The organism is Butyricicoccus faecihominis, assembly GCF_014648015.1.
Taxonomy (GTDB): Bacteria; Bacillota; Clostridia; order Oscillospirales; family Butyricicoccaceae; genus Agathobaculum; species Agathobaculum butyriciproducens.
The window spans coordinates 1-24,388 of sequence record NZ_BMQH01000008.1 but is presented as its reverse complement, the minus strand read 5'-3'; the positions used below and the strand labels follow the sequence as shown (position 1 = coordinate 24,388).

The window sequence follows — 24,388 nt, the reverse complement described above, 5'->3', positions numbered from 1 at the left end:
AATGACCCGCGAGGGGGCTGTCGAGGTAAACGCCGCTACCGGGAAAAAGAAACGTATCAGCAAGCGGATAAGGGACGCGGACTTTGCAAAGACCGAAGCCCCACCGCAGCCGGAACAGGCAGCGCAGCCCCTACCGGGCGGCGCAACTTCCCCGCCCTTAACCGACACGCCGCCGCTTCCCCATGCGCCGGGGGCAGAACGGGAACAGGACACCGCAGCAGCCGAGCGCGTCTTGGAACGTATCGACGGGGCGCGTACCAGAAAGGCGAGCAAAAAGGCGGCGAGGAAAGCACAGGCAGAAGCCACAGCAAAAGAAAAATCTTCCCGCTTGCAGTTTACCGACGAGGAACGGGCAACGCCGGAGCTTGAAAGGTATATCCGAAAATCGGACAAAGCAGCCGACCGTCTGGACGCGGCAAAGGCGGCTATCCCCAAAGAAAAGAAACTTGTACGGGAGCGCACCTTTGATGAAGCCACCGGGAAAGGCAAGACCCGCCTACATTTTGAGGAACAGGAAAAGCCCATAGGAAAGAATAAGCCCCACAATAACCCGCTATCCCGCCCCGCACAGGAAGCGGGTATTTTCGTCCACAACAAGATACATTCCGTTGAAAAGGACAATTCCGGCGTTGAGGGGGCGCACAAATCCGAAGAACTGGCAGAGCGCGGCGCAAAGTACGGGGCGCGGAAAGTCAAGGAGGGCTACCACAGCCACAAGCTCAAACCCTACCGGGCGGCGGCAAAGGCAGAGAAAGCGGCGTTCAAGGCGAATGTGGATTTCCAGTACCATAAAGCCCTGCATGACAATCCGCAGATTGCGGGCAATCCCCTTTCCCGCTTCATGCAGAAGCAGCAAATCAAGCGGCAGTATGCAAAGTCGGCAAGGAAAGGCGGCGCAAAAACGGCGCAGAAAGCCGCAGAGAACACCCGCAAGGCGGCAAAAAAGACCGCCGAGGAAACAAAAAAGGCAATCGCTTTTGTAGGGCGGCACCCGGCGGGCGTATGTATCGCCGTTGCCGCGCTGCTCTTATTCATCATGGTATCGGCGGGGCTTTCCTCTTGCGGTTCCATGTTCTCCGGCTTGATGAACGGCATACTTGGGACTTCCTACACGTCGGAGGACAGCGACCTTGTGGCGACGGAGAACAATTACGCCGCAAAGGAAAACGAGCTTCAGCAGCAGATTGACAATATCGAAAGCACCCACCCCGGCTATGACGAATACCGCTATGACCTTGACAGTATCGGGCATAACCCCCATGAGTTAGCGTCCTACCTCACCGCCCTTTTGCAGACCTACACCCCGCAGAGCGCACAGGCAGAGCTAAATCGCGTCTTTGCCATGCAGTACACTTTGACGCTGACAGAAGAAACGGAAATCCGCTACCGCACAGAAACAAGCACAGACCCGGAAACAGGGGAAACGACCACCGAGGAAGTACCCTACGAGTACCATATCCTCAACGTGAAGCTGACGAACAAGCCCATTTCCGAGATTGCGGAGGAACTTCTAACGCCACAGCAGCTTGAAATGTACCGCGTCTATCTGGAAACAAGCGGAAACAAACCGCTGATTTTCGGCGGCGGCTCCCCCGATATGGGCGCGTCCGAGGATTTAAGCGGCGTACAGCTTGTAAACGGCACACGCCCCGGCAACACCGCCGTTGTAGACCTTGCGAAGCGGCAAGTCGGCAACGTGGGCGGGCGACCCTTTTGGAGCTGGTACGGATTTAACAGCCGCGTGGAATGGTGCGCCTGTTTCGTTTCATGGTGCTACAATCAAGCCGGAAAGAGCGAGCCGCGCTTTGCCGGGTGCCAGTCACAGGGCGTACCCTGGTTCCAGTCACGCGGGCAATGGGGCGCGAGGGGCTATGAGAATATCGCCCCCGGCGACGCTATCTTTTTCGACTGGGACGGGGACGGGAGCGCAGACCATGTGGGGCTTGTTATCGGAACGGACGGGGAGCGCGTCTATACCGTCGAGGGCAATTCCGGCGACGCCTGCAAGATAAAGAGCTACCCCGTCAATTACTCCTGTATCAAGGGCTACGGCTTAATGAATTGGAACTGACAACAAAAAAATGAAAATCTGAAAGGAGAAATTTATTGATGGCTATGAACAAAATTGAACGTATCGACAAAGAGATTGCAAAGACCCGCGAGAAAATCACCGAGTACCAGAACAGATTAAGGGGGCTTGAAGCGCAGAAAACCGAAGCGGAAAACCTGCAAATCGTACAGCTTGTGCGCTCCATGCGCCTTTCCCCGCATGAGCTTTCCGCTATGCTTTCCGGGGGCGGTATTCCGGGTATGGAAGCCGCGCCGGGCTACCCCGCAGAACCCGCAGACCATGACACCGAAGAAATGGAGGACACCGAGAATGAATAAGAAAATCCTTAGAACCTTGACCGCACTTTGCGCCGCCCTTGTACTTATGGGCGGCTTTTCCGTCACCGCTTTTGCACAGACCCCGGAGGGAGAGGACGACACCAACGACAGCGGCGTTGTCTACGAGGAACCCCAAAAGGAAGAACCCCTTACCCCGGACGGGAACGCGACCCTTGTAGACGATTTCGGCGGCAACAAGCAGCTTATCACCGTAACGACCAAAAACGGCAATTACTTTTATATCCTCATTGACCGGGACGACGAGGGCGAGGACACCGTACATTTCCTTAATCAAGTGGACGAAGCCGACCTCTTAGCACTTATGGAGGACGGAAGCACCGAAGCAGCCCCGCCCGCCGTTTGCAGTTGCACCGATAAATGCGAAGCCGGAAAGGTAAATGTGAGCTGCCCTGTCTGCAAGGACAACATGACCGCTTGCAGCGGCAAGGAAGCGGAGCCGGAAACCGAGAAACCAACAGAGCAGCCCAAAGAGAAAGGCAATACAGGCGGGCTTGTGCTTTTCCTTGTCGTGGCACTTCTTGGCGGCGGGGGCGCGTTCTATTATTTTAAGTTTATGAAGCCAAAGCAGAACGTCAAGGGCGACACCGACCTTGAAGATTTCGATTTTGACGATTACGACGAGGACGAGGGGGACGGGCTTTCTGATGAAGAACAGGAGGACGAGGAAGCATGACGCTTTTCACCGAAAACCCTTTAGAAAAAATGATGGTACAAAGACCCACCGGGCGGCGTGACAGTGCGCCGCCCGTTCCAAAATCCCCGGCGTGTATGCGTTGCCCTTATAAGGCGCAATCCCCCTGTATCGGCTATTGTCTGAAACAGGCACAGGAGAAGAAGCACACCGCGCCGGAACGCTGAAAGGAGGATTTTTTCATGGCATTTAGACTTGTGATTGCAGAAAAGCCGAGCATGGCGCAGACTATCGCCGCCGCGCTTGGCATTAAGGGGAAACAGGACGGGTATATCGAGGGCGGCGGCTACCTCATTTCATGGTGCGTCGGGCATTTGGTACAGCTTGCGGAAGCTGCCGCCTACGGGGAGCAATATAAAAAATGGAGTTTTGACAGCTTACCCATTCTGCCGGAGGAATGGCAGTACGCCGTTGACCCGGACAAGGGGAAGCAATTCAAAACCATTAAAGAGCTTATGCACCGCGCCGACGTTTCCGAAGTGGTAAATGCGTGTGACGCGGGGCGCGAGGGTGAATTGATTTTCCGCTTTGTCTACGAAGTGGCGGGCTGCAAGAAGCCCATGCGCCGCTTGTGGATTTCTTCAATGGAGGACGGGGCGATTAAGGCGGGCTTTGCTTCCCTCAAAGACGGGCGGGACTATGGCGCGCTCTTTGCGTCCGCCCTCTGCCGCGCAAAGGCTGACTGGCTTATCGGCATTAACGCCACCCGGCTTTTCTCCTGCCTGTATGGAAAGACCTTGAACGTGGGGCGCGTCCAGACCCCGACCTTAAAAATGCTCACCGACCGGGACGCGGCTATCTCCCATTTCCAGAAAGAAAAATATTATCATGTTCGCCTTGATTTATCCGGCGCGGACGCGGCAAGCGAAAGGATTTCGGACAAGGCAGAAGCCGACGCGCTGAAAGGGGCTTGCGAAGCGGGAAAGGCGGTATGCGTTTCCCTTACCAGAGAGAAGAAAACCGCAGCCCCGCCAAAGCTCTTTGACCTTACCTCTTTGCAGCGGGAAACGAACCGCATTTTCGGTTACACCGCAAAGCAGACCCTTGACCTTGCACAATCCCTTTATGAAAAGCGGCTCCTTACTTATCCGAGGACGGACAGCAGCTTTCTTACTGACGACATGGGCGGCACCGCAGCGGACATTATCGCGCTGCTTTGCGAAAAGCTCCCCTTTATGGCGGGCGCGGACTTCACGCCGGAGATTGCAAAGGTATTAGACAGCAAGAAAGTATCAGACCACCACGCAATCATTCCCACTATGGAGCTTGCAAAGGCTGACCCGGACGCGCTGCCGGAAAGCGAGAAGAATATCCTTACCCTTGCGGGGGCGCGTCTGCTTTTTGCCACCGCCGAGCCGCATATTTATGAAGCGGTTACGGCGGTTTTCTCATGCGCCGGGACAGACTTCACCGCAAGGGGAAAGACCGTACTTGCGGAGGGTTGGAAAGAGCTTGAACGCAGATACCGGGCGACGCTGAAAGATAAGCCCGAAGCAGAGGACGGGGAAAATGAGGGCGTGACGCTGCCGGAGCTTTCCGAGGGACAGAACTTTCCTAACCCCGCCGCAAAAGTAACGGAGCATACCACAACGCCGCCGAAGCCCCACAGCGAAGCGTCGCTTCTCTCTGCTATGGAGCGAGCCGGGAACGGGGACACCGACCCGGACGCGGAACGCCGGGGGCTTGGCACTCCCGCCACCCGCGCCGCCGTCATTGAAAAACTGGTAAAGGGCGGCTTTGCAGAGCGCAAGGGGAAGCAGCTTATCCCCACGCAGAACGGAGCCGCCCTTATATCAGTCTTGCCGGATATGCTCACTTCCCCGCAGCTTACCGCAGAATGGGAAAACAATCTGACGCAGATAGCAAAGGGAGCCGCAGACCCCGGCGAATTTCTGTCCGGCATTGAAGCTATGGCGCGGGAGCTTGTGCAGACACACGCCGCAGCACTGGACGGGAAAAAGGATTTGTTCCGGGAGGAAAAGCCCTCTGTCGGCAAATGCCCCCGTTGCGGTTCCCCCGTCCATGAGGGGAAGAAAAACTATTATTGCAGCAACAAAGAATGTGCCTTTGTCATGTGGAAGAATGACCGCTTTTTCGAGGAACGCAAGACCGCTTTTTCCGCGAAGATTGCCGCCGCGCTCCTTAAATCCGGCAAAGTGAATGTGAAGAAGCTCTATTCCCCGAAAACAGGCAAGACCTATGACGGAACTATCGTTCTGGCTGACACTGGCGGGAAATACGTCAACTACCGTATCGAAGTACAGAAGAACTAAAAACTTGAATAGCAAGCATAGGAAGCGGGTACCCACTTCCGTAAATCCCCGTTGCGACGCTGACGCGCCGGACGGGGATTTTGCTTGTTGGGAAGTTTCCCAAACCCTCTTTTGCGGAGGGCTTCACCCTCTAAAAATTTTTGAGAAATCTTTGGCAGAAATGCGGGCGTACCCGTAGTAGACCATGCAGCCCAAAAATGCAGCTTGTGACGCTGCCCCAAAGAAAGGAGGTTTTTCACTATGGCAAGTTTACGGGACACCGTAAAGGACTATCAAGACGAGCTTAGGGACGGTATCGCATGGGTGGCGTTCTGGAAACAGGGGCGTTCATGGAACGCGGAATATTTTCATCTTGATATGGACGACACCCTCTACCCGGAGGACAGGAGCCGGTTAGAGGAAATCAAAAGCACCGACCCCGCCGCCGTTATCCTAAACGGCTATTACTGCGGGCATTTAGGCGAGGACATGAGCCTTGACGAGCTGACCGCCGGAGTGCGCTACCACTACGAAAACAGCATGAACGACATTGACGGTTTTATCGGGGCGCATGACGACAGGCTTCCCCCGGAGGTTATCGAGGAAGCGAGGGCAGCCGCCCATGAAGCGGGGCTTCCCTTTTCCGAAAAGCCCTACCGGGACGGAGAGGATTTTAACCCCTATGTATTTGACGGGAGCATGAGCATTGAGGATTTTGAGCTTATGCACCGCATGATTGAAAAAGAAAGGAGCGAACAAATGGCAGAACCGATTTTAAGCGGCTATCTTTCCAATCTTGGGAAGTACACCGAGGGCAGACCCGCGGGCGAATGGGTGACGTTCCCCACGACTGCCGAACATCTGAAAGAAGTCTTTGACCGTATCGGGATTGACTTCAAGCATTACGAGGAATGGCATTTCACAGAATTTCAATCCCCTATCCCCGGCTTGGCGGAACATTTAAGCGAGTATTCCCACCCCGACGAGCTGAACTATTTAGGGAAGCTCTTGGAAATGCAGTTTGACGACGACCGGGAGAAATTCATTGCAGCCATTGAATACGGCGACCATGCCGACAGCTTACAGGACATCATCAACCTTGCACAAAACCTTGACTGCTACTGGATTTATCCGTCCGTCCACAATGAAGAAGAATACGGGCGTTATCTGGTTGATGAACTGGAAGAACCCGAACTGCCCGAAGAAGCGAAAAAGTATTTCATGTATGAGGAATACGGGCGCGACGCTTCCATTAACGACGACGGTATGTTTACCGAAAAGGGCTATATCTACAACAACCGCAACACCTTTACAGAATGGTACGACGGGCGCGACGTTCCACAGGAATACCGGGTAACGCCGCAGCCCCCGCAGCGGTCACGCCCCGACCCGGAAAAAGCAGATTTTGACGCAGCCGCGCCGGGGCAGAGAACCGCGCAGACCGCAGAGCAGCCACAGGAGCCGCGCCCGGTTATCCCTATCGTGCTGACGAGCGAGAAGCCCGCCGAGAAATTAAAAGAGATTACCGACCGTCTGGAACAGGGTATTGCGGAACTCTTTGACAGCGAGCGTTACAAGGAATATCTGAAAGTCATGTCAAAATTCCATAATTACAGCTTCCGAAACACCGTCCTTATCGCCATGCAGAAGCCGGACGCTTCCCTTGTGGCGGGCTTTTCCGCTTGGAAGAATAACTTTGAGCGAAACGTGATGAAAGGGCAAAAGGGAATTAAAATCATTGCCCCGTCGCCCTATAAAATCAAACAGGAAATGCAGAAAATCGACCCGCACACACAGAAGCCCATAATCGGCAAGGATGGAAAGCCCGTCACCGAGGAAAAGGAAGTCACCATACCCGCCTACAAGGTGGTATCCGTCTTTGACGTTTCCCAGACCGAGGGAAAGGAGCTGCCGGATATTGCCGTTGACGAGCTGACGGGCGACGTTGACCGCTACAAGGATTTTTTCGCAGCCCTTGAAAAGACTTCCCCCGTTCCTATCGCCTTTGAGAATATCGAGGGCGGCTCTCATGGCTACTACCACTTGGAGGACAAGCGCATTGCTATCAACGAGGGCATGAGCGAATTACAGACCTTAAAGACCGCCATTCACGAAATCGCCCATGCGAAGCTGCACGACATTGACCTCAACGCGCCAAAGGACGAGCAGCAGCCCCACGTTGACCGCCGCACCCGCGAAGTCGAAGCGGAAAGCGTCGCCTATACTGTCTGCCAACATTACGGGCTTGACACGTCGGACTACTCTTTCGGCTATGTCGCCGGGTGGAGCAGCGGGCGGGAGCTGTCCGAGCTGAAAAGCTCCCTTGAAACGATACGCAGCGCAGCCGCCGAGATTATCAATTCCATAGACGAAAATCTTGCGGAGCTGCAAAAGGCACAGGACAAGGAGCAGACCGCCGGACAGGAGCAGCCCACCAGAGAGGAAAAGGCAGCCCCGAAAGAACAGCCGCAGCCGGAAGCAGCCGCACCGGGAAAATCCGGCGCACAGGAAAAGGCGGGCGCAGCCCCGAAAGAAGCCTTTACCCCGGAAACGATTTACAAGATGCGCCGGAACCCTTACGGCGACAGCCCGGAAAACAGCCACCTCTTGCAAGCCTATGTGACACAGGAGAACGGGCGGGCGAAAATGGGCGACGTGCTTTATACGGGAACGCCGGAGAAATGCCGCGAGCTTATGGGGCAGCTCAAAAGCGGCGGGCTGACCGAGGGCGACGTAAAGCAGCTTTACGCAAAGGCACAGGAAACGGCGCAGACCGCCGGACAGGACAAAGACACCTTTTCCATTTACCAGATAAAAGGCGGGGACGAAACAAGGGATTTCCGCTTTGAGCCATACGACCGCCTGCAGGCGGCGGGAAATGTGGTTGACAGGGCGAACTATGAGCTTGTCTATTCCGCGCCCCTTGCGCCGGAAACTTCCCTTGAAGATATTTACACCCGTTTCAATATCGACCACCCCAAAGATTTTAAGGGACACAGCCTTTCCGTTTCGGACGTGGTAGTGCTTCATCAGGACGGACAGGACGCGGCGCATTTCGTTGACAGTGTAGGTTTCCGGGAAGTGCCGGAGTTTTTACAGGAGCAGAAGCAGCTTACCCCGGACGACTTGGAAACGGGCGAAACTGTCAAAACACCGAGAGGGACTTTCCATGTAACCGCTATGAGCCGGGAGCAGATAGAAGCCGCCGGATATGGCTTTCACCACCAGTCGGACGACGGAAAGTATCTGATTATGGGGAATGGGACGCGGGCGTTTGCCGTTGCCGCAGAACAGGCGCAGCGGGACAATCCCTTGAAAACCGCCGAGCAGACCATAGAGCAGAACGGAAACATGATTGACGGTATCATCAACAACACCCCCACCGTTGACGAACTGGAAGCAAAGGTAAAGGCGGGCGAGCAGATTTCCCTTGTTGACCTGGCTAACGCTGTCAAAGCCGACAAGGAGCGCGGCAAGGGAGCGAAGCCGGAAAAAAAGCCCTCTATCCGGGCGCAGCTTAGAGCCGACAAGGAAAAGGCGCAGAAGAAAAACGCAAAGCAGAAGTCACAGGACTTGGAAAGGAGCTGACCCATGCCGGAACAGAGTAAATTTGAAAACGTGGATTTGTTCGCTTCCCTTGAAGCGATTATGAAGCAGAACACAGGCTTTTACCAGAGCGACTTAGACATTGACAAAGAGATTATCGCAAAGGCGGCGGCAAGCCCCAACAGGGAGGACAAGACCCTTTTGTGGTTCTGCCGCCCGTCCGGGACGCACTGTTTCCGGGAGCGCGACGTTTTCCTCAAAGACACCGCGCCCCACAACACATGGCGTTTCTACATGGAGCAGACAAGCGACCGCGTCCTTGCCTATGCAATCGAGCTGACGGGAAAGGAGCGCGGGAAAATTAAGGGCAATCTGTACGAACTGGACTACGCTAAACATTATGAGCGCGTCAAGGAAAAGGAACTGCCCGCCGATACGGTGAAGCTGATTTATGAGCGAGGGGAAAGGGAGATACCCGCCGGACGGTTCTTCAACGGCAACCCAGACCCGCAGCTTGGGAAGTTTGAACGCTTTGAAGCCCTACCCGACGACCCGGACGCGCTGCAATCACTCTTACAGGAAGAACGGCGCAGCCGGGAGCAGCTTCCACCGGGGGACTTCAAGGCGCATATCACAGCCTTGCGGGACGGGCTGATTGAAACGGAAGCGCGGCGCATTGTGCGGGAAATGAAGCGGCACTATGAGCCGAATAGCCCGAACAAGACCCATTTCATGGCAGAGCTTTCCCCGGCGTTCATGCGGCTTGCAGCCACAAAGGACACTGACCGCCTTTTCTCCATGCTGCCCTATAAGACTCTTTCCTTTTCCAAAATCGAGGGCAGACATGGGACGTATGCGCTGATTGACAAGGGGGAGAACCGGGACAGGGAGATAAGGAAGCCCCGCCCCTCTATCCGGGCGCAGCTTAAAGCAGACAAGGCAAAGACCGCCCCGAAAAAGGCGGCGGCAAAAACAAAAAATCACGATATGGAGGTATGAGCATGATTAGACTGACTGTTGAAGAAACAAACCTTTTGAGCATTTACAACGAGGGCGGCAAGCGGGCTTTGATTGAGAATGTCAACGCCGCGCTGCCCTACATGGACGCGGATATGCGGGAGCTTGCAAAGCGCACCCTTTCCAAAGTGGACGCTTTGACCGAAGCGGAATTTGCAGAGCTTCCCATTTACGCCGCTGATGAAGTATGAACGGGGTTAAGCGGCTGACGCCGCCCCAGAGCCGGAAAGTCAACGCCCTTGTGCGCCGGACGTGCTGCAACTATGATAACGGGAACTGTATCTTACTGGACGACGGAGACGAATGCGTATGTCCGCAGCTCATTTCCTATTCGCTTCTCTGCAAGTGGTTCCGGGTTGCGGTGCTTCCCGCCGACAGGCTGCTCTATGCGGAGCTTTACCAGACAGGGGATAAGAAGAAATGTACCGAGTGCGGCGCGTTCTTTGCGTCAACCTCTAACAGTGTCAAATACTGCCCCGTCTGCCGGAAGCGTATCACCCGCAGACAAGCCGCCGAGCGCATGAGGAAAAGACGCACCCCTGTTACGCAGTAGGCGCGGAAAATCCCTTGATTTACAGGGCTTTCCGGGCGTGAAAATCGGATAGGCGATACTTTATACCTTTATCCCCGAAAATGGCGTTCTACTGCGTAACATTCACGAAAACAGCACCCATAAAAAGACAGGGCGCGGAAGTCATATACCGGCTTCCGCGTCCTGTTCTTTTTTTGCCTATCTGACATTTCCCTTTTCCATTTCTTCAAGTGGGAACTGCGGGAGGGCTTCTATCAGCTTCTTTGTGATAGACTGGCGCATATCTTCGTTGATTTCCTGTTTCGTGCTTCCGTCCGGCTGTCTGACCGCTACCGTCGATAGCCTGTCGATTTCGTCCTTGTAGCACTCCACGACTTTCTCCACCGCCCATTTTTCCCCGGCAACGGCGGCGTGTATGGTTTCATATTCCGGCATTTTCTGGTTTTCCATGCTTCAACGCTCCTGTCTGTATTTGATAGCCTTATCATAGCACAGCGGCGGGGATTTTGCTATCCTTATCCGCGCTCTGTTCCCTTTTCACGTTCCGGCTGCCTGTCTGCCTGTAAAATGCTGTCAATGTTCTGCTTGATAATATCATATTCCCGGACTTTCTTTTTCAGCTTCCCATAGTCGGCGTAAAGGGCTTCTTTCTGCGCTTGGAGGGCTTCATACTCCGATTGCAGCGCGGCAAGGTTCGGGAGCTTTGCAATGCCCGCCGCTTTCAACGACCTTGCGGCGGCTTCATGTAGGATAATCGCCTGTTCCTGTCCGGCGCGGTACTTCTCCCTGTTCCTTGCCTTGCGGTATGCGTCATAGACGGGCTTTGTCTTTTGGTAGGTGGAAACATTCTTGATAAGCACCGCCATGTCCGCAAGCCGCTTTTCCGCGTTCTTCAATGCGTCTGCCGCCTGTCCGCTTTCCGCTGACATTTCCTCAATCCGGCTGACTAAATCCGCGTACTGTTCAATCTTGTGTTCCGTCAAGAAATTCATGGTTTTAGCTGCCTGTTTCAGATTGTGGATTTTCGCCCACTGTTCATAGCCCTTACTCTGCGCCGCCTTGATACTGTTCTCAATGTCGATAAGCAGCGAAACGTCGCGCTGCTCTCTGGGGGCTTTCGCCGCCTTTGCCCGTCTGCCCGCTATCCGTTCCCTTATGGCTTCCTCTGTATAGTCTGCGCCGAGGGTTTTTAGGCGGGTGAAGCGTTCCTGTCCGGGGGCGCGGCATGAAACATATTTCCCCGGCTTTATCTCATAGCCCGCCGCCTGTAACCGCGTTAGCAATTCCTCAAAACTGGAAACTTGGGGGATAAGCGCGTCAACGGCAATCTTTAGCTTGCCTTTCCAACTTGTACCCGTCTTTTCTGCCTGGTACTCCGCATAGCTCTTTCCCTTGCTGCCCTTGCCGGGGACGACGACGGACAAGCCATTTTCCCGGCACAGCTTGTCGCTCATGTTCCGTATGCCGTAATAGCTCCTTTTGTTGGAATTGTATTTGTGATGGTCTACAAAATTCACCGCGCAAAAAATGACGTGGTTATGGATATGCCCCTTGTCAATGTGCGTCGTCACAACATATTCATGCTGCCCCTTTGTCACCGCGTCGGCAAGCTGCTTCCCGATTTCGTGGGCTTTCTCATAGTCCACTTCCCCCGGCGCAAAGGACTGTATCAAGTGAAAGGCTAAATTGCTGCCCTTATCCAGTGCTTGCGAGAGGGTATAGCCGAACTCAATGTCTGCCGTTTCATAGGAGCAGCCGAAAGAGGATATGAGCATTTTCCCGTCCGTCTTGTCCGGGTTTTCGATATAGTCAAGGGCTTTGCTTAGGGTGCTTTTAACAGGCTTAATCTTTGTAACCGCCATATCTCCGCAAGCACCCCCTTTATTTCCTCTATGTCCTCTTGGTATGCGTTCCCCGCCGCGTTCACGCGGCGGGCTATCTGGTTGACGTTGACACCGATTTTCTGTATCTCTGCGGTCATTGCCTTTATATCGGCGTGGTCTATCTGAATGATATACCCGTCAATGGCAATCTTCCGCAGATACGCCGCCATGTTCCGGGTGGGTACGAGCTTCATTTTTTCCAGTATTAAATCCCGTTCCGCTTCCGTCACTCTGAATTTGATTTGCACCGTCCTTTTCCGTCCGTCCATTGCTTCGCTCCTTTCCTTTCCGTTCCGAGGGTTTGGGACACTTCCCAACAAGCCATTTTCAACCGACGCGCCGCAGCGCGGGAGGGCGAAAATACGGAAGTGGGTACCCGCTTCCTATGCTTGCTACGAATGTTTTTATCCCTTATGCCCTTATCCCTTACTACGGAGAAAAAGCTATTTTGCCAAACTTCCGCAAAAGAAAAACGCTGCAATTCAAAAAAGATTGCAACGCTTTCTAAATCCTGTTCAGTTTTAAGCCGGACATTCCTATTCGCCCTCTTTTTCGACTTCGGAAATCTCTTTTGCCGTTGCGGTCACAATCCGTATGCCTGTATCGCTCATACCGTCAAGAAGCGCGTCGAGCTGCCGCCGCTGCGTGTTCTTCTCCGGCGGCGTTTCCAAAAGGAACTGGTCTACGGATATATTGTAGCGGAGCATAAGCTCAAAGAAAATCTGTAAACTTGGGTGCTGCCCCTTGTTCTCAATGTTCGCAAGGTAACGCGGCGAGATAAACATTTCGTCGCTTACTTTCTTGCGGCTCTCCTTGCGCCCTGTCCGCGCCGCCTTTATCGCTGCCCCAAAAGCCTTGAAGTCGTATTTCGGTACTGGTCTTTTTGCCATAATTATTCACCCTATTACATTTTACTGTTCACCTTTCCTCTTGGATATGTCTACACTGTTCTATCAGTTGACTAAAATAATTCATATGTATATGTTGACAACTAGCCGCTTTTTTTGTATAGTATTATTAAAAGGGGGGAAATGTTTATGTTACATAGCATGCGTATTCGATAAGCATTGAAATTAAAAAAGATTTTTCCCATTTTCAATATGGGCTTTTTTGTCATGCTTATTTTGCGTATGCTATACAACAAAACTAACGATGTATAGACATAGTATAAAAACTATGCCTTAATTTTGTTGTAGTGTTATATGTATAAATGCAGGTCAATGCTCATGTTGAGAATTGACCTGTATTTTTTTGCGCAAAAGGAGAAATATTATGCTTGAAAAATATTGGATAAAATGTCCAATTTGTAACGGAAAGACGAGGGTTCAAGTATTTTATAATACGGTATTAAGAAATTTTCCTCTTTTCTGCCCTAAATGTAAATTAACACATATCGTTGATGTTGAAAAATTAGAAATCATAATCAAAAACTCTGAAAAACAAACTTTTTAATTTTGAAAAGGAAGGATATTAAATGAAACACTTACCTAAAAGTACACCTACGGAAATATTGAATGACCCATACGGATTTACTTACAAAGAAATGTCGGAAGTAATTGGAGAGGATAAAGCAAGAGCCTTATATGCGAAATTGTATAAACAGCCATTTCACAAAAAAAATCTATCAATATCAACAAAAAAAGTCTATAAAAGTAGCGATACTGAAAAGTATGTTTATGAATTGAAAGACAACAGGTATATCGAAACGGTTTTTATTAAACGGCGAGATGGTGGGACTGTTTGCGTAAGTACGCAAGTTGGTTGTTCTGTTGGCTGTATTTTTTGTGAGTCCGGACGCAATGGTTTCGTTCGTAATCTAACACCGTCTGAAATTGTGCAGCAGGTCATATTGATACGTCAAAAAGTAAATCGTATCGTTTTTATGGGAATGGGAGAACCTTTATTCAATTACGACAACTTGATTGCAGCAATCCATATTCTTCGAGATAGAAATGGACTTAACTTTCCAACCGACGGCATTACCATATCAACAGTTGGTCCAGTTAATCAATTAAAAAAATTGCGCGAAGAACATCTAAAAATTCAGTTGACAATATCTTTACATGCAGCAACACAGGCTGTGAGAAACTGTATCATTCCTCATATGCACATGTACGCTATTGAAGATGTTGTTAAGCAAGCATTGTCCTATTCACAAAGGCATAATCGAAAAGTGGTATTTGCGTATTTGCTTTTACCAGGTATAAATGACCGTTCCTCAGATATAAGGCAACTTGCAAAATGGTTTAAGGGCAAAAATGTTATGATTAACGTGCTGCAATACAACCCGACGAGTAATTCAAAAATTAGAGCACCACAAAAACAAGAAATGGTTGCGTTCAAACATCAATTAGAGCAAACAGGACTTGAAGTTACCATGAGAGTTTCTCATGGTAGAGAGATTAAAGCAGCTTGTGGACAGTTAGCTAATACATATAATAAAGCCAAAAAACAACAAAAATAATTTAATTAAAAGAGCCAGACGCACAGACGCAGAGCCGATAATATGCAGTTTGAAATACTGCTGTTATCGGCTCTTTTTTGATTTAATTTGTGCCCCCAATAACCATATTGGAGCAAAATCAGAACTGTTGCTTGTCGTTCTTTGATTTCCGCAGCAGCTTTGAAAAATCAAAGCCGCCGTTTCTTTTTATCTTCTCAAGAAATGACGCGGTATCACTGTTAAAAGCGGCGGCTAAAGGAGGTAGCCGCCATGAAGCACATACCATATCGACAAAATCCGACGGTCATTGACACATCAAAAAAAGCCCGACCACCACCGGGGGAAATTACGCTTGTATATATGAACTGTCTAATCATCTAAATACTACTCACAATACCAATGCGCCTGTCCGGGCTTTTCGGACAGGCGCATTTTGCTGCTCAAAAAAATTTTTTAAAGAAATTTCAAAAAATCTTCGGCGTTTTTGAAAACCGCCGTATTGCCCCGCGAAAAGGGGGAAGCACCACCAACTTTCCAACGAGAAAGGAGGTGAGAATGTGGAACCTAACAGCAGGGAGTTTTACAAACAGTGTGCTTTTCAGAAGTTTTGTAATACGGTACTTCACAATGAAGCGTGCGACACTCATAGAGAGCTTCGCAGACACAGGGCAAAGGAAGTGACCTTTTCCGACATGACCTTAGACGAAGCGCGACAGCTTCATACGTTTGATGAATATTTCAAACGGGAAACTGTTGAAACCGTCTTTGAGAAAGCCGGGAAGAAAATCACGCCAAAGCTGCTTCTTGAAGCAATCCGTACTTTGCCGGAAGAAAAGCGCAAAGCCATACTGCTGTATTACTTCGAGGGAATGAACGATACCGAGATTGCGGAACTGTTCAATACGTCGAGAAGCACGATACAGTACAGGCGGACAAGCTCTTTTGAGAGATTAAGAAAATATCTGGAGGAAAATGCTGATGAATGGGACGAATGGTAACGAACCCGGCTACCCGGAAAATGCCCTTGTTCCCTATCCTGTCATTGTGGTAGCGACAAAGGGCGACCCGGACGCTATGAAGATTGTCTTGCAGCATTTCAGCGGCTACATAGCCCGCCTCTCCATGCGGAAGCTGTACGACGAGCGCGGGAATGTCTATTTCGGCGTAGACCACGACATTCGGGAACGGCTGCAAGCAAAACTGATGATGGCTGTCCTCACCTTTAAGGCAGAGGAATAAACCGCAGCGGCGGCGGGACGCTTTCTCTCTCCCCCTTTTCCGTTCCGCTGCTGACGCGGCAGCAAAGCCATTCTGAACCTTGACAAAGAAAGCGGCGCAAGATAACGGCGGCGCAGCATAGGGCAAATCGGATACGTTCCTTTTGCGCCGAGCCATACGGCGGGTGCGCCATGACGCTATCCGGGTGAGGTTATCCCCGCCCGGACAGCCGAGCGACCAACACCGCGCCGGAAAGCAAGTGTAGCGGCTTGCGGGCGACGACACGCAGAATATACAATGATACTTCCTTACAGCCACAGTCCGAGCGTTAAGAGCGTCGCAGGCAATGGGTAGGGCTGCATGAGAACCATGCCGGGGTGAAATTCCCATGAGGTTATGCTAATAACCGTCCGATTAAAGCCTTTGTTTTATTGAATAGTGGACTTGCTGCTATTCATAGACTGTATTATATGTTTGCGAAAGAAAGGGGGATTTTCTTTGACGCAAAACCAAACGCCCGTTACCACAACGGAGCATAAAATAGGAAAAGTTACTTACCTTGTATGTTCGTCCGCAAGTGAACGCGCAACGGACACACTGGATAAAAAGATAAAAAAACTCATTCGCAAAGACATGGAACTGAACCCCGCAAACGCCCGGAAATAGGGCGTTTCTTCACATTTTATACATGACACAGGCAGCGGTATGTGGTATAATATAGACAGTACAAATGCCATGCTTGTCTGTCGTCGGAAAGGAGGACAAAATGTTACAGACAGACAAGATTACCGCTTTATATTGCAGATTGAGCCAGGAAGATATGCAGGCCGGGGAAAGCGAGAGCATACAGAACCAAAAGATGATTTTACAAAAGTATGCTGACGAACACCACTTTTTCAACACGCGCTTTTTCGTAGACGACGGATTTTCCGGCGTGAGCTTTGAGCGTGAGGGGCTTCAAGCCATGCTGCACGAAGTTGAAGCCGGGAACGTGGCGACCGTCATAACAAAAGACCTCTCCCGTCTGGGACGTAATTATCTGAAAACCGGGGAGCTGATAGAGATTGTTTTTCCCGAATATGAAGTGCGCTACATTGCCATTAACGACGGTGTAGACACAGCAAGGGAAGATAACGAGTTTACCCCTCTGCGGAACTGGTTCAACGAGTTTTACGCCCGCGACACTTCAAAGAAAATCCGGGCTGTCAAACAGGCAAAGGCGCAGAAAGGCGAGCGCGTCAACGGGCAAGTGCCTTATGGGTACATAGCTGACCCCAACGACCGCAATCATCTATTGCCCGACCCGGAAACGGCGCACATTGTAAAACAGATTTTCGCTATGTATGTGCGCGGCGACCGTATCTGCGAAATCCAGAACTGGCTACGGGAACATGAGGTATTGACTGTTGCAGAATTGCAGTACAGGCGCACAGGAAGCCACAGGCACCCCCGCCCACACCCGAATTGTATTTACAACTGGCCGGATAAGACGCTCTATGACATTCTGGCGCGTAAAGAGTATTTGGGGCATACCATTACAGGCAAGAGCTATAAGGTATCTTACAAATCGAAAAAGACGAAGAAGAACCCGGAGGAAAAGCGTTACTTCTTCCCCAACACACACGAACCCTTGATTGATGAAGAAACCTTTGAGCTTGCACAGAAACGGATTGCCACCAAACACCGCCCTACAAAGGTTGATGAAATTGACATTTTTTCGGGGCTTCTCTTTTGCGGGGACTGCGGCTATAAAATGTATCTGCAACAGGGAGCCGGGACACTGGAACGCAAACACGCCTACACTTGCGGCAAGTATCGAAACAGGATAAGGACTGGCGAGCTTTGCACTACCCATTATATCCGAAAGAGCGTCCTTAAAGAACTTGTCCTTGCCGATTTACAAAGGGTATTGTCCTATGTGAAAGAGCATGAACAGGAGTTTATCGAAACCGCCAACGAGTGCAGCGCAAAGGCAGTACAAAAGACGCTGACGCAGCAACGGAAAGAGCTTGACAAGGCGCAGAGCCGGATTAGCGAGCTGAATATCTTGTTCCGCAAGCTCTATGAGGACAACGCTTTAGGGAAACTTTCAGATGAACAATTTGCTTTTCTGACTTCCGGCTATGACGAAGAAAAAAAGACGCTGACCCGGAGGATTGCGGAACTGTCACAGGAAATTGACAACGCCACCGAGCGCAGCGCGGACGTGAAAAGGTTTGTCGCACTGGTACGCAAATACACCGCCATTACCGAACTGACCTACGAAAACGTCCATGAATTTATTGACCGCATTCTTATTCACGAACTGGATAAGGAAACGAACACCCGCAAAATCGAAATCTTTTATAGCTTTGTCGGCAGAGTTGATACAGGCGACAAGCCTACTGAAAGTATCTCCTATTTCAGACAGATTGGAGCCGACGTAAAGAGTTATGCTATCTAACATACATCAAAAAGAGGTAAGATAACACCCTCTGCAAAAAAGGTTACGTTATCTTACCTCAACAAAGTTCGTGCCGGAGAAGCCATCGTCCACATAGAATTTGTAGTTGGTGTAGCCGTTGTCCTTGCAGTAGCGTTCCAGCATTTCTTTCTGGTGTACGATGCTGTTGCTGTCACCATCGTTCGCGTCATCCACGGAAAGTCTTGCGTACAGCGCGGTCGGTTCATTAGGAGACACAACCGGCTTAAAGGACATCAGATCGTTGAGGTTCGGCATCATCGTGCTGCACCCCCTTTCAGGAGAGCGGCGCGGTGTTCCATGGACATTTTCACTGCTTCATCAGAAAACTGATCGGTGTTTTCAACGCGGCAATAGAGCGCGACATATTCAATTTTGTCCTTTTCATTCGACTGTAACATAAGTTCCTCCAATCTGCGAACGAAAAGGCTTTGGGTCATGTCCCTATTATACCGCATCGCCGCTATTCTGGGAAGCGATTTATCGCACTAAAGTGATAAATTTTTTATTCGCTCATTTGACAAGATAACTCGCGTTCGATGATCCGGCCCATTTTCTCTGCTGCCGTTTCTTTGGCATCAGGGTTGAAGAATGAGGAAACGATGTAGGTCGTACCCTTGATCTTGCGTTCGCAGACGAGATCAGGTTCTCTTTGTTCATCCATTTTTATCACCCATTTCTTTATGACAAGGCAGTGCGCCGAAGCGTTTCTGCTCCGGCGCACCGCCGATTTTCTTTTCTTACACTTTGTACCGTATTGTCGGACTTGGCTTGTCCTCGGCTCACCCCCGGTACACGGGAACATTCAGGTCGGTCTTGGTCGGACACTCCGAGATCGGTGATCTATTCGGCATCTCCTGCAATGGGTCGTGGCAATACGCCTCTTACCACAAGAGGGGTATCAGCAATGAAGGTGTCGCTCTACTCCTTTGATGCTATCGTTTTGACGGATCATCTGACCAATCCGCAGGAGGTCTTGGCGCTTCACTTTGTCGTGCTCACCATTGCACTCAAATTCCTGAATGCTGATATGAACGGAAATCCGCTGTTTATCAAGGTACGATGAAAGGCTCTAAAAGTTCCTCTCACTATATAGGAGGGAAATCGGCCGAAAGTTGTCATGTTTTCAAAAAATATTTTTGAAATTTTTTCAAGCCGGTTTTTACAGAGCGCATCACCGTTGCCTTGTTGCAGTTTTCCATTGCCGCGATCTCCGCATAGGAATAGCCAGACCAGAAATGCAGGATAAGCCGCTGACGCTGTTTGGGAGAAAGGCGTGATAGACCTGCCCACACCTTTTCCGCCAATTCCATCCGTTCAAAGGTTTCCTCCAGCGTTTCGGATACGCTTTTTCCGTACAGGCAGCATTCCAGCGGACGGCTGTCCAGATGCTTTCGGCGCTCATAGCGTTCCCGCTGTTCTGCACGACGCCCATCAATAAAGACCTGATAGACTTCCAGCGACACCTCCACCGCTTGCATCTGGCGATCCGCATCCGGCACCGTTACAATATAGACCGCCATTTACACCACTCGCATCAGAACGGCAATGCTGTCTGTATCATCATCGTGGGACGGTTCAGTAGTGAACAGCAGCGCCGCAGGCGGCGTAGGTGGATTTTCCGATGCGAGGATCAAAACACTCTCACCGGGGTGCAGCCGAATGACACGAATCAAATTTTCCATAGGTAGATACCTCCTGCATTTTCATTGAGGGGAAAACCCTCTAATCATCGGTCATGGCAGAAGGTCAAAAATCTATACCGAGGAAAATTTTTGAATTACTTTTGACTTACGGCACTTTTTGGGTCAGTGCGATGTAGATATGTTTTTTGGCGCGGCTGATAAGCTGAGATACAGTATTGGGCTTGCAACCCATGATCACAGCGATGTCCTTGAAAGGATAGCCCTCCCAATAGGCAAGCTCGATCATCCGTCTCTGCCTATCTGTGAGCTGACGCAATGCAGCCGCAAGCTGTTCATTCCGGACAGTATCTACGAAGTCAGTAATCAGAACTTCCTCCTGCGGATCACTGTGCTCAGCCATGCGGCAATTCATGTAAACGAACTCATCACTCATGCTTTCCAGTGAATAGCTGTGTCGACGAAAACGCCGGTCAGCATTGCGAATGATGCGATCTTCATCTGCGATAATTTTCTTCCAGTCCAATGCAGAATTTCCTCCGTTTCGTAAGATTTTTGAAAATCTCACAACGGTGGTCCTCTGCACCGGGAATGAGGCGGTGCAACATGGCAAAAGGCACTATTGCAGGCCAAAAAGACCGCAACAGTGCCTATCTCAAAAATCCGCGTGGTAAAGACAGCAGAGCCATCCGACTCCGCCACGCGGGACAAGGGAGTTCATCTGTATGTAGGCTGTAAACGCATAGCCGTTGTTATTTCTGCGGCAGATCAGACGGGCACGCTCTTTCACCGCCCCTTTGGTTCTTAGAGCTTTTTAGAATATCATATAGTCAGTTATCTCTTTGCGGATCAATCGAATCAACATCGCAAGCGCAAAACTCATAAGGGCAAGTCCACTTAACTCGATCAAAGATATATAGTGCGGAGTATATGCCGCTGGGTGCAACATCACGATCCCTTCGGATCTCCAACGCCAAAACAGCAGTTCTTGCCCCAATATCACAAAAATCAGACCTAAAATGAAAAAGACGCAGACGAAAAAGCATCCCCAAACAATCCTATAAAACAAATTGATCCGCTGTAAGTACCATTCCCGATCCTCCATATCATCTTTTACATGGATCGTGAACTTTCCAAAAACGCTCATAACATATAGCAAAATAGCAACGAGTCCAATCGCAGCAGCAAACATGATCTTATGGTGCATTCCACCACCTCTATCTTTCTAATTATTTCAGAACACACAGCCGTTCCAGCTGTTTCATACGAATTTCTTTTCTAAAACAGCGTTACCGAGTTCTCCGACTGTAGATTTCAAACTCTTCCATAACGATTCTGGCAATTTTTTCTTTCACTTTCTCGCCTTTCTCGTTCTCGCCAAAGGGCAGGTCAATGTCTGTCAGGATCATCGTTTTATAGTAGTCCTTTCCACGCTGGTAGATAACGACCAGTCCGATCCTATCGTAGAGTGCGTGAGCATTGCCGGATACCATATCCGTTTCCGGCATATTTAATGAGATGATCGCATGAAACCTATTGTCAGAGTTTTTGCACTCTACCCATTTCCAGTTACGCAGGTCAAACGGTGAGATCTTCTTGCCGGAACTGTAATCCCTGTTTCCGCTGCCGCCCCTGGTCACGACCGTCAATCCAGAATTCAAAAACTTGTCATGTCTTTGCAGGTAGGCTATCAGGTCATTTCGTTCCTGTTCCCGACGCTGCACATACTCCTCTTTGATCTCCGAAAAGGAAAGCACCATGGTATCAACCTCTCTTTCGTCGGCTGCCCAATCGTTCTATCAGGCAGAGCAGCAACAAGGTGGCGCATACAAGTGCAGCCGTGATAGCTAGCTCCGGAACTGATGGGCAATATGCGACCTGCGCCATTTTCGCCGCACGATCCAGGTAGAGCATTCTGCATCCCATTGCCGCCAATGCTGTCAAGCAGAGTGCGAATGCGATCCGCAGTATCACAATGCACTTACCGGGACGCGCATTGTAATTGTAGCGCACGATCCGCGCGGCCTTTTTGGTTTTGAACTTTCTCCTGTGCATATATGGACCGTAGATCATGGCACACTCCTATCTGTTCAACAAAGTCAGCATCAGCGTGTAAAAAGCCAGCCTTTTGCCGCAAGATCATCAAAGTACTCCTGACTTTGGAGTGTTGCTTTTGCATCCGTACCAGCGGGGGCGGCCCGGACAATACCGTGCGTTACATAATAGCTGAACGCATCAGCGAAGAACTCTGCTCCGTTTGTCTGCCGGTTGCTGGAATACAGGGTGCCGCTCCACTTTTCTTTGCTGCGGATCGTTTCAAAGGCGCTGTAAACATTTCTATCAATACCGGTAGTCTTGATTTTTTCCTGATAGTAATGACCCATCTCGTGAAGCAGGGATCTTGCAGTGGCGAGGTAGATCGTCTTTTCCGAGTAGACCGTCATGCCGTCAATGCCGTAAATGCCACTTTTATCCGAGTATTCATTGATTTTTCCGGTATCAAAGCAAATCTTCCAGCCGTCTGCGATAAATGCCTTACGGATCGGTTCCGGCACCTTTGCCATATCCGCATAGAAATCATTGATAGCGCTCTGCGGCAGATCTTTAACAACACCCTTCATCTCGGTCACGATGGGCGGCTCCTGTGCAGCTTTGGTATTCGTCAGTGCCGCATGGATGATGGACACTGCCTGCGCTCTGGTGATGATCTCCGTTGCGTCAGCGTCCTTAGTCGCAAGTCCCAGTTCCTTGGCAGTACGCATCCCATCGATGTTGGTATTTGGGTTTGCGCCATACAGCCGGCCAGAATAGACCTGTGTCCCGCTTGCCGTCAATGCATAGTTCCACGCATTGCCGGCTTGGATGGTACGGTCCTTTTGTAATTCAAGCTCTGCACCATAGCCTGTCCAACCATGACGCACCACGCGGCGCAGATGATAGAGCATAGAGTCCTTTGCTGCGCCGAGATTGCCCGTGTCCTGTTCATCCTCCGGAATGCTCCTCGACAGCATCGTGCAATACTGTTCCACCGTGATCTTCCCATCTGGGGTGAATTTTCCGTTGTATCCGTTCACGATGCCATTGTCCGCCGCCCACTGAATGTCCTCGTAGCAGGTATGGCTTGCAGGTACATCTGAGAATGTCAATGTACCTGCTGCCAGTGCAGTGGGGATCAGTCCGGCGATCATTGCAGTGATCATCATTGCAGATACAAGCACCGCAAGCCGACCACGCTGGTTTATGTAGTTTCTCATATTTCTCAAGTCCTTTTCCTATTTTTGTGGAGAGCAGCCTCTCCAAATTGATGAAAAAAATCTGCCGCGGGCATAGGTTTGCCGATCAGGTAGCCTTGCAGACGGTCACAGCCCAGCTTTTTTAATAATTCGATTTGATTGTCTGTTTCGATGCCCTCTGCAACACAGAGCATATTCAAATCGTGGCACAGTTCAACTGCCGTTTTGATTACAAGCTGCATCCGATCACTGTGCTCTGCTTGGTCGATCAGGCTTTTGTCCAGCTTCGCAACGCTGAACTGCGGCAAGCCAAGGCTATTCAAATTAGACGCATCGACGCCAAAGTCGTCGATAGCAACGGTGATGCCCCGTGCGACCAATCCATTTAACACAGGCTTTGATACCTTGACTATATCTCCGGATTCCAAGTTTGGCAGAATGATGTCCTTTGATTTATCTTGGTAAAGAATAGAAAATCCTTTATCGATAATTTCTCTACCTTTGGCCAAAATGCTTTCTCCATTACAGTCCAGAAGAACAGTTGTTGCAGCAACTTTATATGGTGGAAGAAATATAGATAGAAATCTCTTGGCTACCAAAAGATATATTTTTCGTTGATCCTCATTTAGCGTTGCTGGATCAACCATCTTACCTGTAGGAATAATCGCATGATGATCGGTTAATTTTGCATCATCAATATAAGCCTTGCCAGTAGTAGTTACGTTAATTGCTTCCGTTGTGATAAGTTTCATTGCCTGTTCAAATTCAGGAAAAACTTTCAACGGTGTGAGTAACTTTAAAATGTCTGGTATGAGAGATGTAGGAATAAAACGACAACTCGTTCTCGGATATGATATTAGTCCCTGCTCATAAAGATCCTGGGCGATGGAATCTGTTTTTGTTGCGCGAAATTTAAAATATCGATTTGCATCTTTTTGTAATTCAAGTGTAGAATAGACGCCATCCCAAATTTTGTGTAAACCTCTGCGAAGGTGTAAAATAGAGATATAACCGTGGAGGGAAGCAAAATGCCAGTAAAGAAACGAACACCGAAAGAGAA

General features: G+C 50.3%; 30 protein-coding genes. 16 read left to right on the top strand and 14 right to left on the bottom strand.

The features are described from left to right. The first annotated feature begins 1 nt into the window (after window position 1). The 9 genes from IEY11_RS08830 (at window position 2) to IEY11_RS08790 (ending at window position 10,468) form a co-directional block, all read left to right on the top strand. Complete coding sequence (locus IEY11_RS08830; RefSeq protein WP_002569174.1) at window positions 2-2,071, top strand: C40 family peptidase; 2,070 nt, start codon at window positions 2-4, stop codon at window positions 2,069-2,071. A gap of 38 nt (window positions 2,072-2,109) precedes the next feature. Then, window positions 2,110-2,388: a DUF4315 family protein gene (locus IEY11_RS08825; RefSeq protein WP_002569175.1), complete on the top strand. Its 279-nt coding sequence runs from the start codon at window positions 2,110-2,112 to the stop codon at window positions 2,386-2,388. Continuing rightward, window positions 2,381-3,082: a DUF4366 domain-containing protein gene (locus tag IEY11_RS08820; RefSeq protein WP_002585094.1), complete on the top strand. Its 702-nt coding sequence runs from the start codon at window positions 2,381-2,383 to the stop codon at window positions 3,080-3,082. The genes IEY11_RS08825 and IEY11_RS08820 overlap by 8 nt, the downstream gene beginning before the upstream one ends. After that, window positions 3,079-3,267 carry a hypothetical protein gene (locus IEY11_RS08815; RefSeq protein ID WP_002569177.1) on the top strand — a complete coding sequence of 63 codons (189 nt, stop codon included), beginning with the start codon at window positions 3,079-3,081 and terminating at the stop codon, window positions 3,265-3,267. Before IEY11_RS08820 ends, IEY11_RS08815 begins: the two co-directional genes overlap by 4 nt. Window positions 3,268-3,282: 15 nt before the next feature. After that, entirely contained in the window at window positions 3,283-5,373 is a 2,091-nt protein-coding gene (locus IEY11_RS08810; RefSeq protein WP_008978034.1) for a DNA topoisomerase 3, read from the top strand. Between the two features lie 240 nt (window positions 5,374-5,613). Then, window positions 5,614-8,940 (top strand): antirestriction protein ArdA, encoded by a 3,327-nt coding sequence (locus IEY11_RS08805; protein WP_188886325.1) that lies wholly within the window; start codon window positions 5,614-5,616, stop codon window positions 8,938-8,940. Between the two features lie 3 nt (window positions 8,941-8,943). Further along, window positions 8,944-9,897: a hypothetical protein gene (locus IEY11_RS08800; RefSeq protein ID WP_008978032.1), complete on the top strand. Its 954-nt coding sequence runs from the start codon at window positions 8,944-8,946 to the stop codon at window positions 9,895-9,897. Between the two features lie 2 nt (window positions 9,898-9,899). Continuing rightward, the gene (locus tag IEY11_RS08795) at window positions 9,900-10,106 is read left to right on the top strand and encodes a transposon-transfer assisting family protein (RefSeq protein ID WP_002569181.1); all 207 of its coding nucleotides are present in this window, start codon (window positions 9,900-9,902) and stop codon (window positions 10,104-10,106) included. Continuing rightward, window positions 10,103-10,468 carry a cysteine-rich VLP domain-containing protein gene (locus IEY11_RS08790; protein WP_067539660.1) on the top strand — a complete coding sequence of 122 codons (366 nt, stop codon included), beginning with the start codon at window positions 10,103-10,105 and terminating at the stop codon, window positions 10,466-10,468. Before IEY11_RS08795 ends, IEY11_RS08790 begins: the two co-directional genes overlap by 4 nt. Window positions 10,469-10,645: 177 nt before the next feature. Here IEY11_RS08790 and IEY11_RS08785 read toward each other — a convergent pair whose 3' ends face one another. The 4 genes from IEY11_RS08785 to IEY11_RS08770 form a co-directional block, all read right to left on the bottom strand. Then, window positions 10,646-10,897 (bottom strand): helix-turn-helix domain-containing protein, encoded by a 252-nt coding sequence (locus IEY11_RS08785; RefSeq protein ID WP_188886324.1) that lies wholly within the window; start codon window positions 10,895-10,897, stop codon window positions 10,646-10,648. Between the two features lie 65 nt (window positions 10,898-10,962). Next, entirely contained in the window at window positions 10,963-12,309 is a 1,347-nt protein-coding gene (locus IEY11_RS08780; protein ID WP_008978031.1) for a relaxase/mobilization nuclease domain-containing protein, read from the bottom strand. Further along, complete coding sequence (locus IEY11_RS08775; protein ID WP_008978030.1) at window positions 12,270-12,599, bottom strand: plasmid mobilization protein; 330 nt, start codon at window positions 12,597-12,599, stop codon at window positions 12,270-12,272. The genes IEY11_RS08780 and IEY11_RS08775 overlap by 40 nt, the downstream gene beginning before the upstream one ends. A 267-nt stretch (window positions 12,600-12,866) precedes the next feature. After that, window positions 12,867-13,220, bottom strand: coding sequence for a helix-turn-helix transcriptional regulator (locus tag IEY11_RS08770; RefSeq protein WP_008978029.1), 354 nt, complete (start codon window positions 13,218-13,220; stop codon window positions 12,867-12,869). A 382-nt stretch (window positions 13,221-13,602) separates the two neighbouring features. Here IEY11_RS08770 and IEY11_RS08765 point away from each other — a divergent pair, with 382 nt between their 5' ends. From IEY11_RS08765 to IEY11_RS08740, 6 genes are all read left to right on the top strand, one after another. Beyond that, window positions 13,603-13,782: a cysteine-rich KTR domain-containing protein gene (locus tag IEY11_RS08765; RefSeq protein ID WP_002588768.1), complete on the top strand. Its 180-nt coding sequence runs from the start codon at window positions 13,603-13,605 to the stop codon at window positions 13,780-13,782. A gap of 22 nt (window positions 13,783-13,804) precedes the next feature. Further along, on the top strand, window positions 13,805-14,794 hold the full coding sequence (gene rlmN / locus IEY11_RS08760) for a 23S rRNA (adenine(2503)-C(2))-methyltransferase RlmN (RefSeq protein WP_008978028.1): 990 nt from the start codon (window positions 13,805-13,807) through the stop codon (window positions 14,792-14,794). A 536-nt stretch (window positions 14,795-15,330) separates the two neighbouring features. After that, window positions 15,331-15,771, top strand: coding sequence for an RNA polymerase sigma factor (locus IEY11_RS08755; RefSeq protein ID WP_008978027.1), 441 nt, complete (start codon window positions 15,331-15,333; stop codon window positions 15,769-15,771). Beyond that, window positions 15,752-16,012 carry a helix-turn-helix domain-containing protein gene (locus IEY11_RS08750; RefSeq protein ID WP_019727567.1) on the top strand — a complete coding sequence of 87 codons (261 nt, stop codon included), beginning with the start codon at window positions 15,752-15,754 and terminating at the stop codon, window positions 16,010-16,012. The genes IEY11_RS08755 and IEY11_RS08750 overlap by 20 nt, the downstream gene beginning before the upstream one ends. 417 nt (window positions 16,013-16,429) lie before the next feature. After that, window positions 16,430-16,657: a transposon-encoded TnpW family protein gene (locus IEY11_RS15070; RefSeq protein ID WP_004607973.1), complete on the top strand. Its 228-nt coding sequence runs from the start codon at window positions 16,430-16,432 to the stop codon at window positions 16,655-16,657. Between the two features lie 100 nt (window positions 16,658-16,757). Continuing rightward, entirely contained in the window at window positions 16,758-18,434 is a 1,677-nt protein-coding gene (locus tag IEY11_RS08740) for a recombinase family protein (protein WP_019727566.1), read from the top strand. 48 nt (window positions 18,435-18,482) lie between these two features. Here IEY11_RS08740 and IEY11_RS08735 read toward each other — a convergent pair whose 3' ends face one another. The 3 genes from IEY11_RS08735 to IEY11_RS08725 all read right to left on the bottom strand — a co-directional run bounded on the left by IEY11_RS08735 (window position 18,483) and on the right by IEY11_RS08725 (window position 19,116). Beyond that, window positions 18,483-18,713, bottom strand: coding sequence for a recombinase family protein (locus IEY11_RS08735; protein WP_308744147.1), 231 nt, complete (start codon window positions 18,711-18,713; stop codon window positions 18,483-18,485). Beyond that, the gene (locus IEY11_RS08730) at window positions 18,710-18,853 is read right to left on the bottom strand and encodes a hypothetical protein (protein WP_188886323.1); all 144 of its coding nucleotides are present in this window, start codon (window positions 18,851-18,853) and stop codon (window positions 18,710-18,712) included. Before IEY11_RS08730 ends, IEY11_RS08735 begins: the two co-directional genes overlap by 4 nt. Before the next feature lie 104 nt (window positions 18,854-18,957). Further along, a complete protein-coding gene (locus IEY11_RS08725) occupies window positions 18,958-19,116 on the bottom strand; it encodes a transposon-encoded TnpW family protein (protein WP_188886322.1) in 159 nt (52 codons plus the stop codon). A 243-nt stretch (window positions 19,117-19,359) separates the two neighbouring features. On the opposite strand from IEY11_RS08725, the gene IEY11_RS08720 reads away from it, so the two are divergent. Next, window positions 19,360-19,518, top strand: a complete 159-nt coding sequence (locus IEY11_RS08720) for a hypothetical protein (protein WP_188886321.1) — start codon at window positions 19,360-19,362, stop codon at window positions 19,516-19,518. Between the two features lie 52 nt (window positions 19,519-19,570). On the opposite strand, the gene IEY11_RS08715 is transcribed toward IEY11_RS08720, so the two are convergent. The 7 genes from IEY11_RS08715 to IEY11_RS08685 form a co-directional block, all read right to left on the bottom strand. Further along, entirely contained in the window at window positions 19,571-19,975 is a 405-nt protein-coding gene (locus IEY11_RS08715) for an RNA polymerase sigma factor (RefSeq protein WP_188886320.1), read from the bottom strand. Further along, window positions 19,976-20,137: a hypothetical protein gene (locus IEY11_RS08710; protein ID WP_188886319.1), complete on the bottom strand. Its 162-nt coding sequence runs from the start codon at window positions 20,135-20,137 to the stop codon at window positions 19,976-19,978. A gap of 106 nt (window positions 20,138-20,243) precedes the next feature. Continuing rightward, on the bottom strand, window positions 20,244-20,621 hold the full coding sequence (locus tag IEY11_RS08705; protein ID WP_188886318.1) for an RNA polymerase sigma factor: 378 nt from the start codon (window positions 20,619-20,621) through the stop codon (window positions 20,244-20,246). Window positions 20,622-20,909: 288 nt separating this feature from the next. Further along, the gene (locus IEY11_RS08700; RefSeq protein WP_188886317.1) at window positions 20,910-21,302 is read right to left on the bottom strand and encodes a hypothetical protein; all 393 of its coding nucleotides are present in this window, start codon (window positions 21,300-21,302) and stop codon (window positions 20,910-20,912) included. An 82-nt stretch (window positions 21,303-21,384) separates the two neighbouring features. Then, the gene (locus tag IEY11_RS08695; RefSeq protein WP_188886316.1) at window positions 21,385-21,855 is read right to left on the bottom strand and encodes a hypothetical protein; all 471 of its coding nucleotides are present in this window, start codon (window positions 21,853-21,855) and stop codon (window positions 21,385-21,387) included. A 345-nt stretch (window positions 21,856-22,200) separates the two neighbouring features. After that, complete coding sequence (locus IEY11_RS08690) at window positions 22,201-23,349, bottom strand: S-layer homology domain-containing protein (RefSeq protein WP_188886315.1); 1,149 nt, start codon at window positions 23,347-23,349, stop codon at window positions 22,201-22,203. A 5-nt stretch (window positions 23,350-23,354) separates the two neighbouring features. After that, window positions 23,355-24,388, bottom strand: a 1,034-nt coding sequence (locus IEY11_RS08685; protein ID WP_188886314.1) for a DNA topoisomerase, incomplete at its 5' end; no start/stop codon positions are given.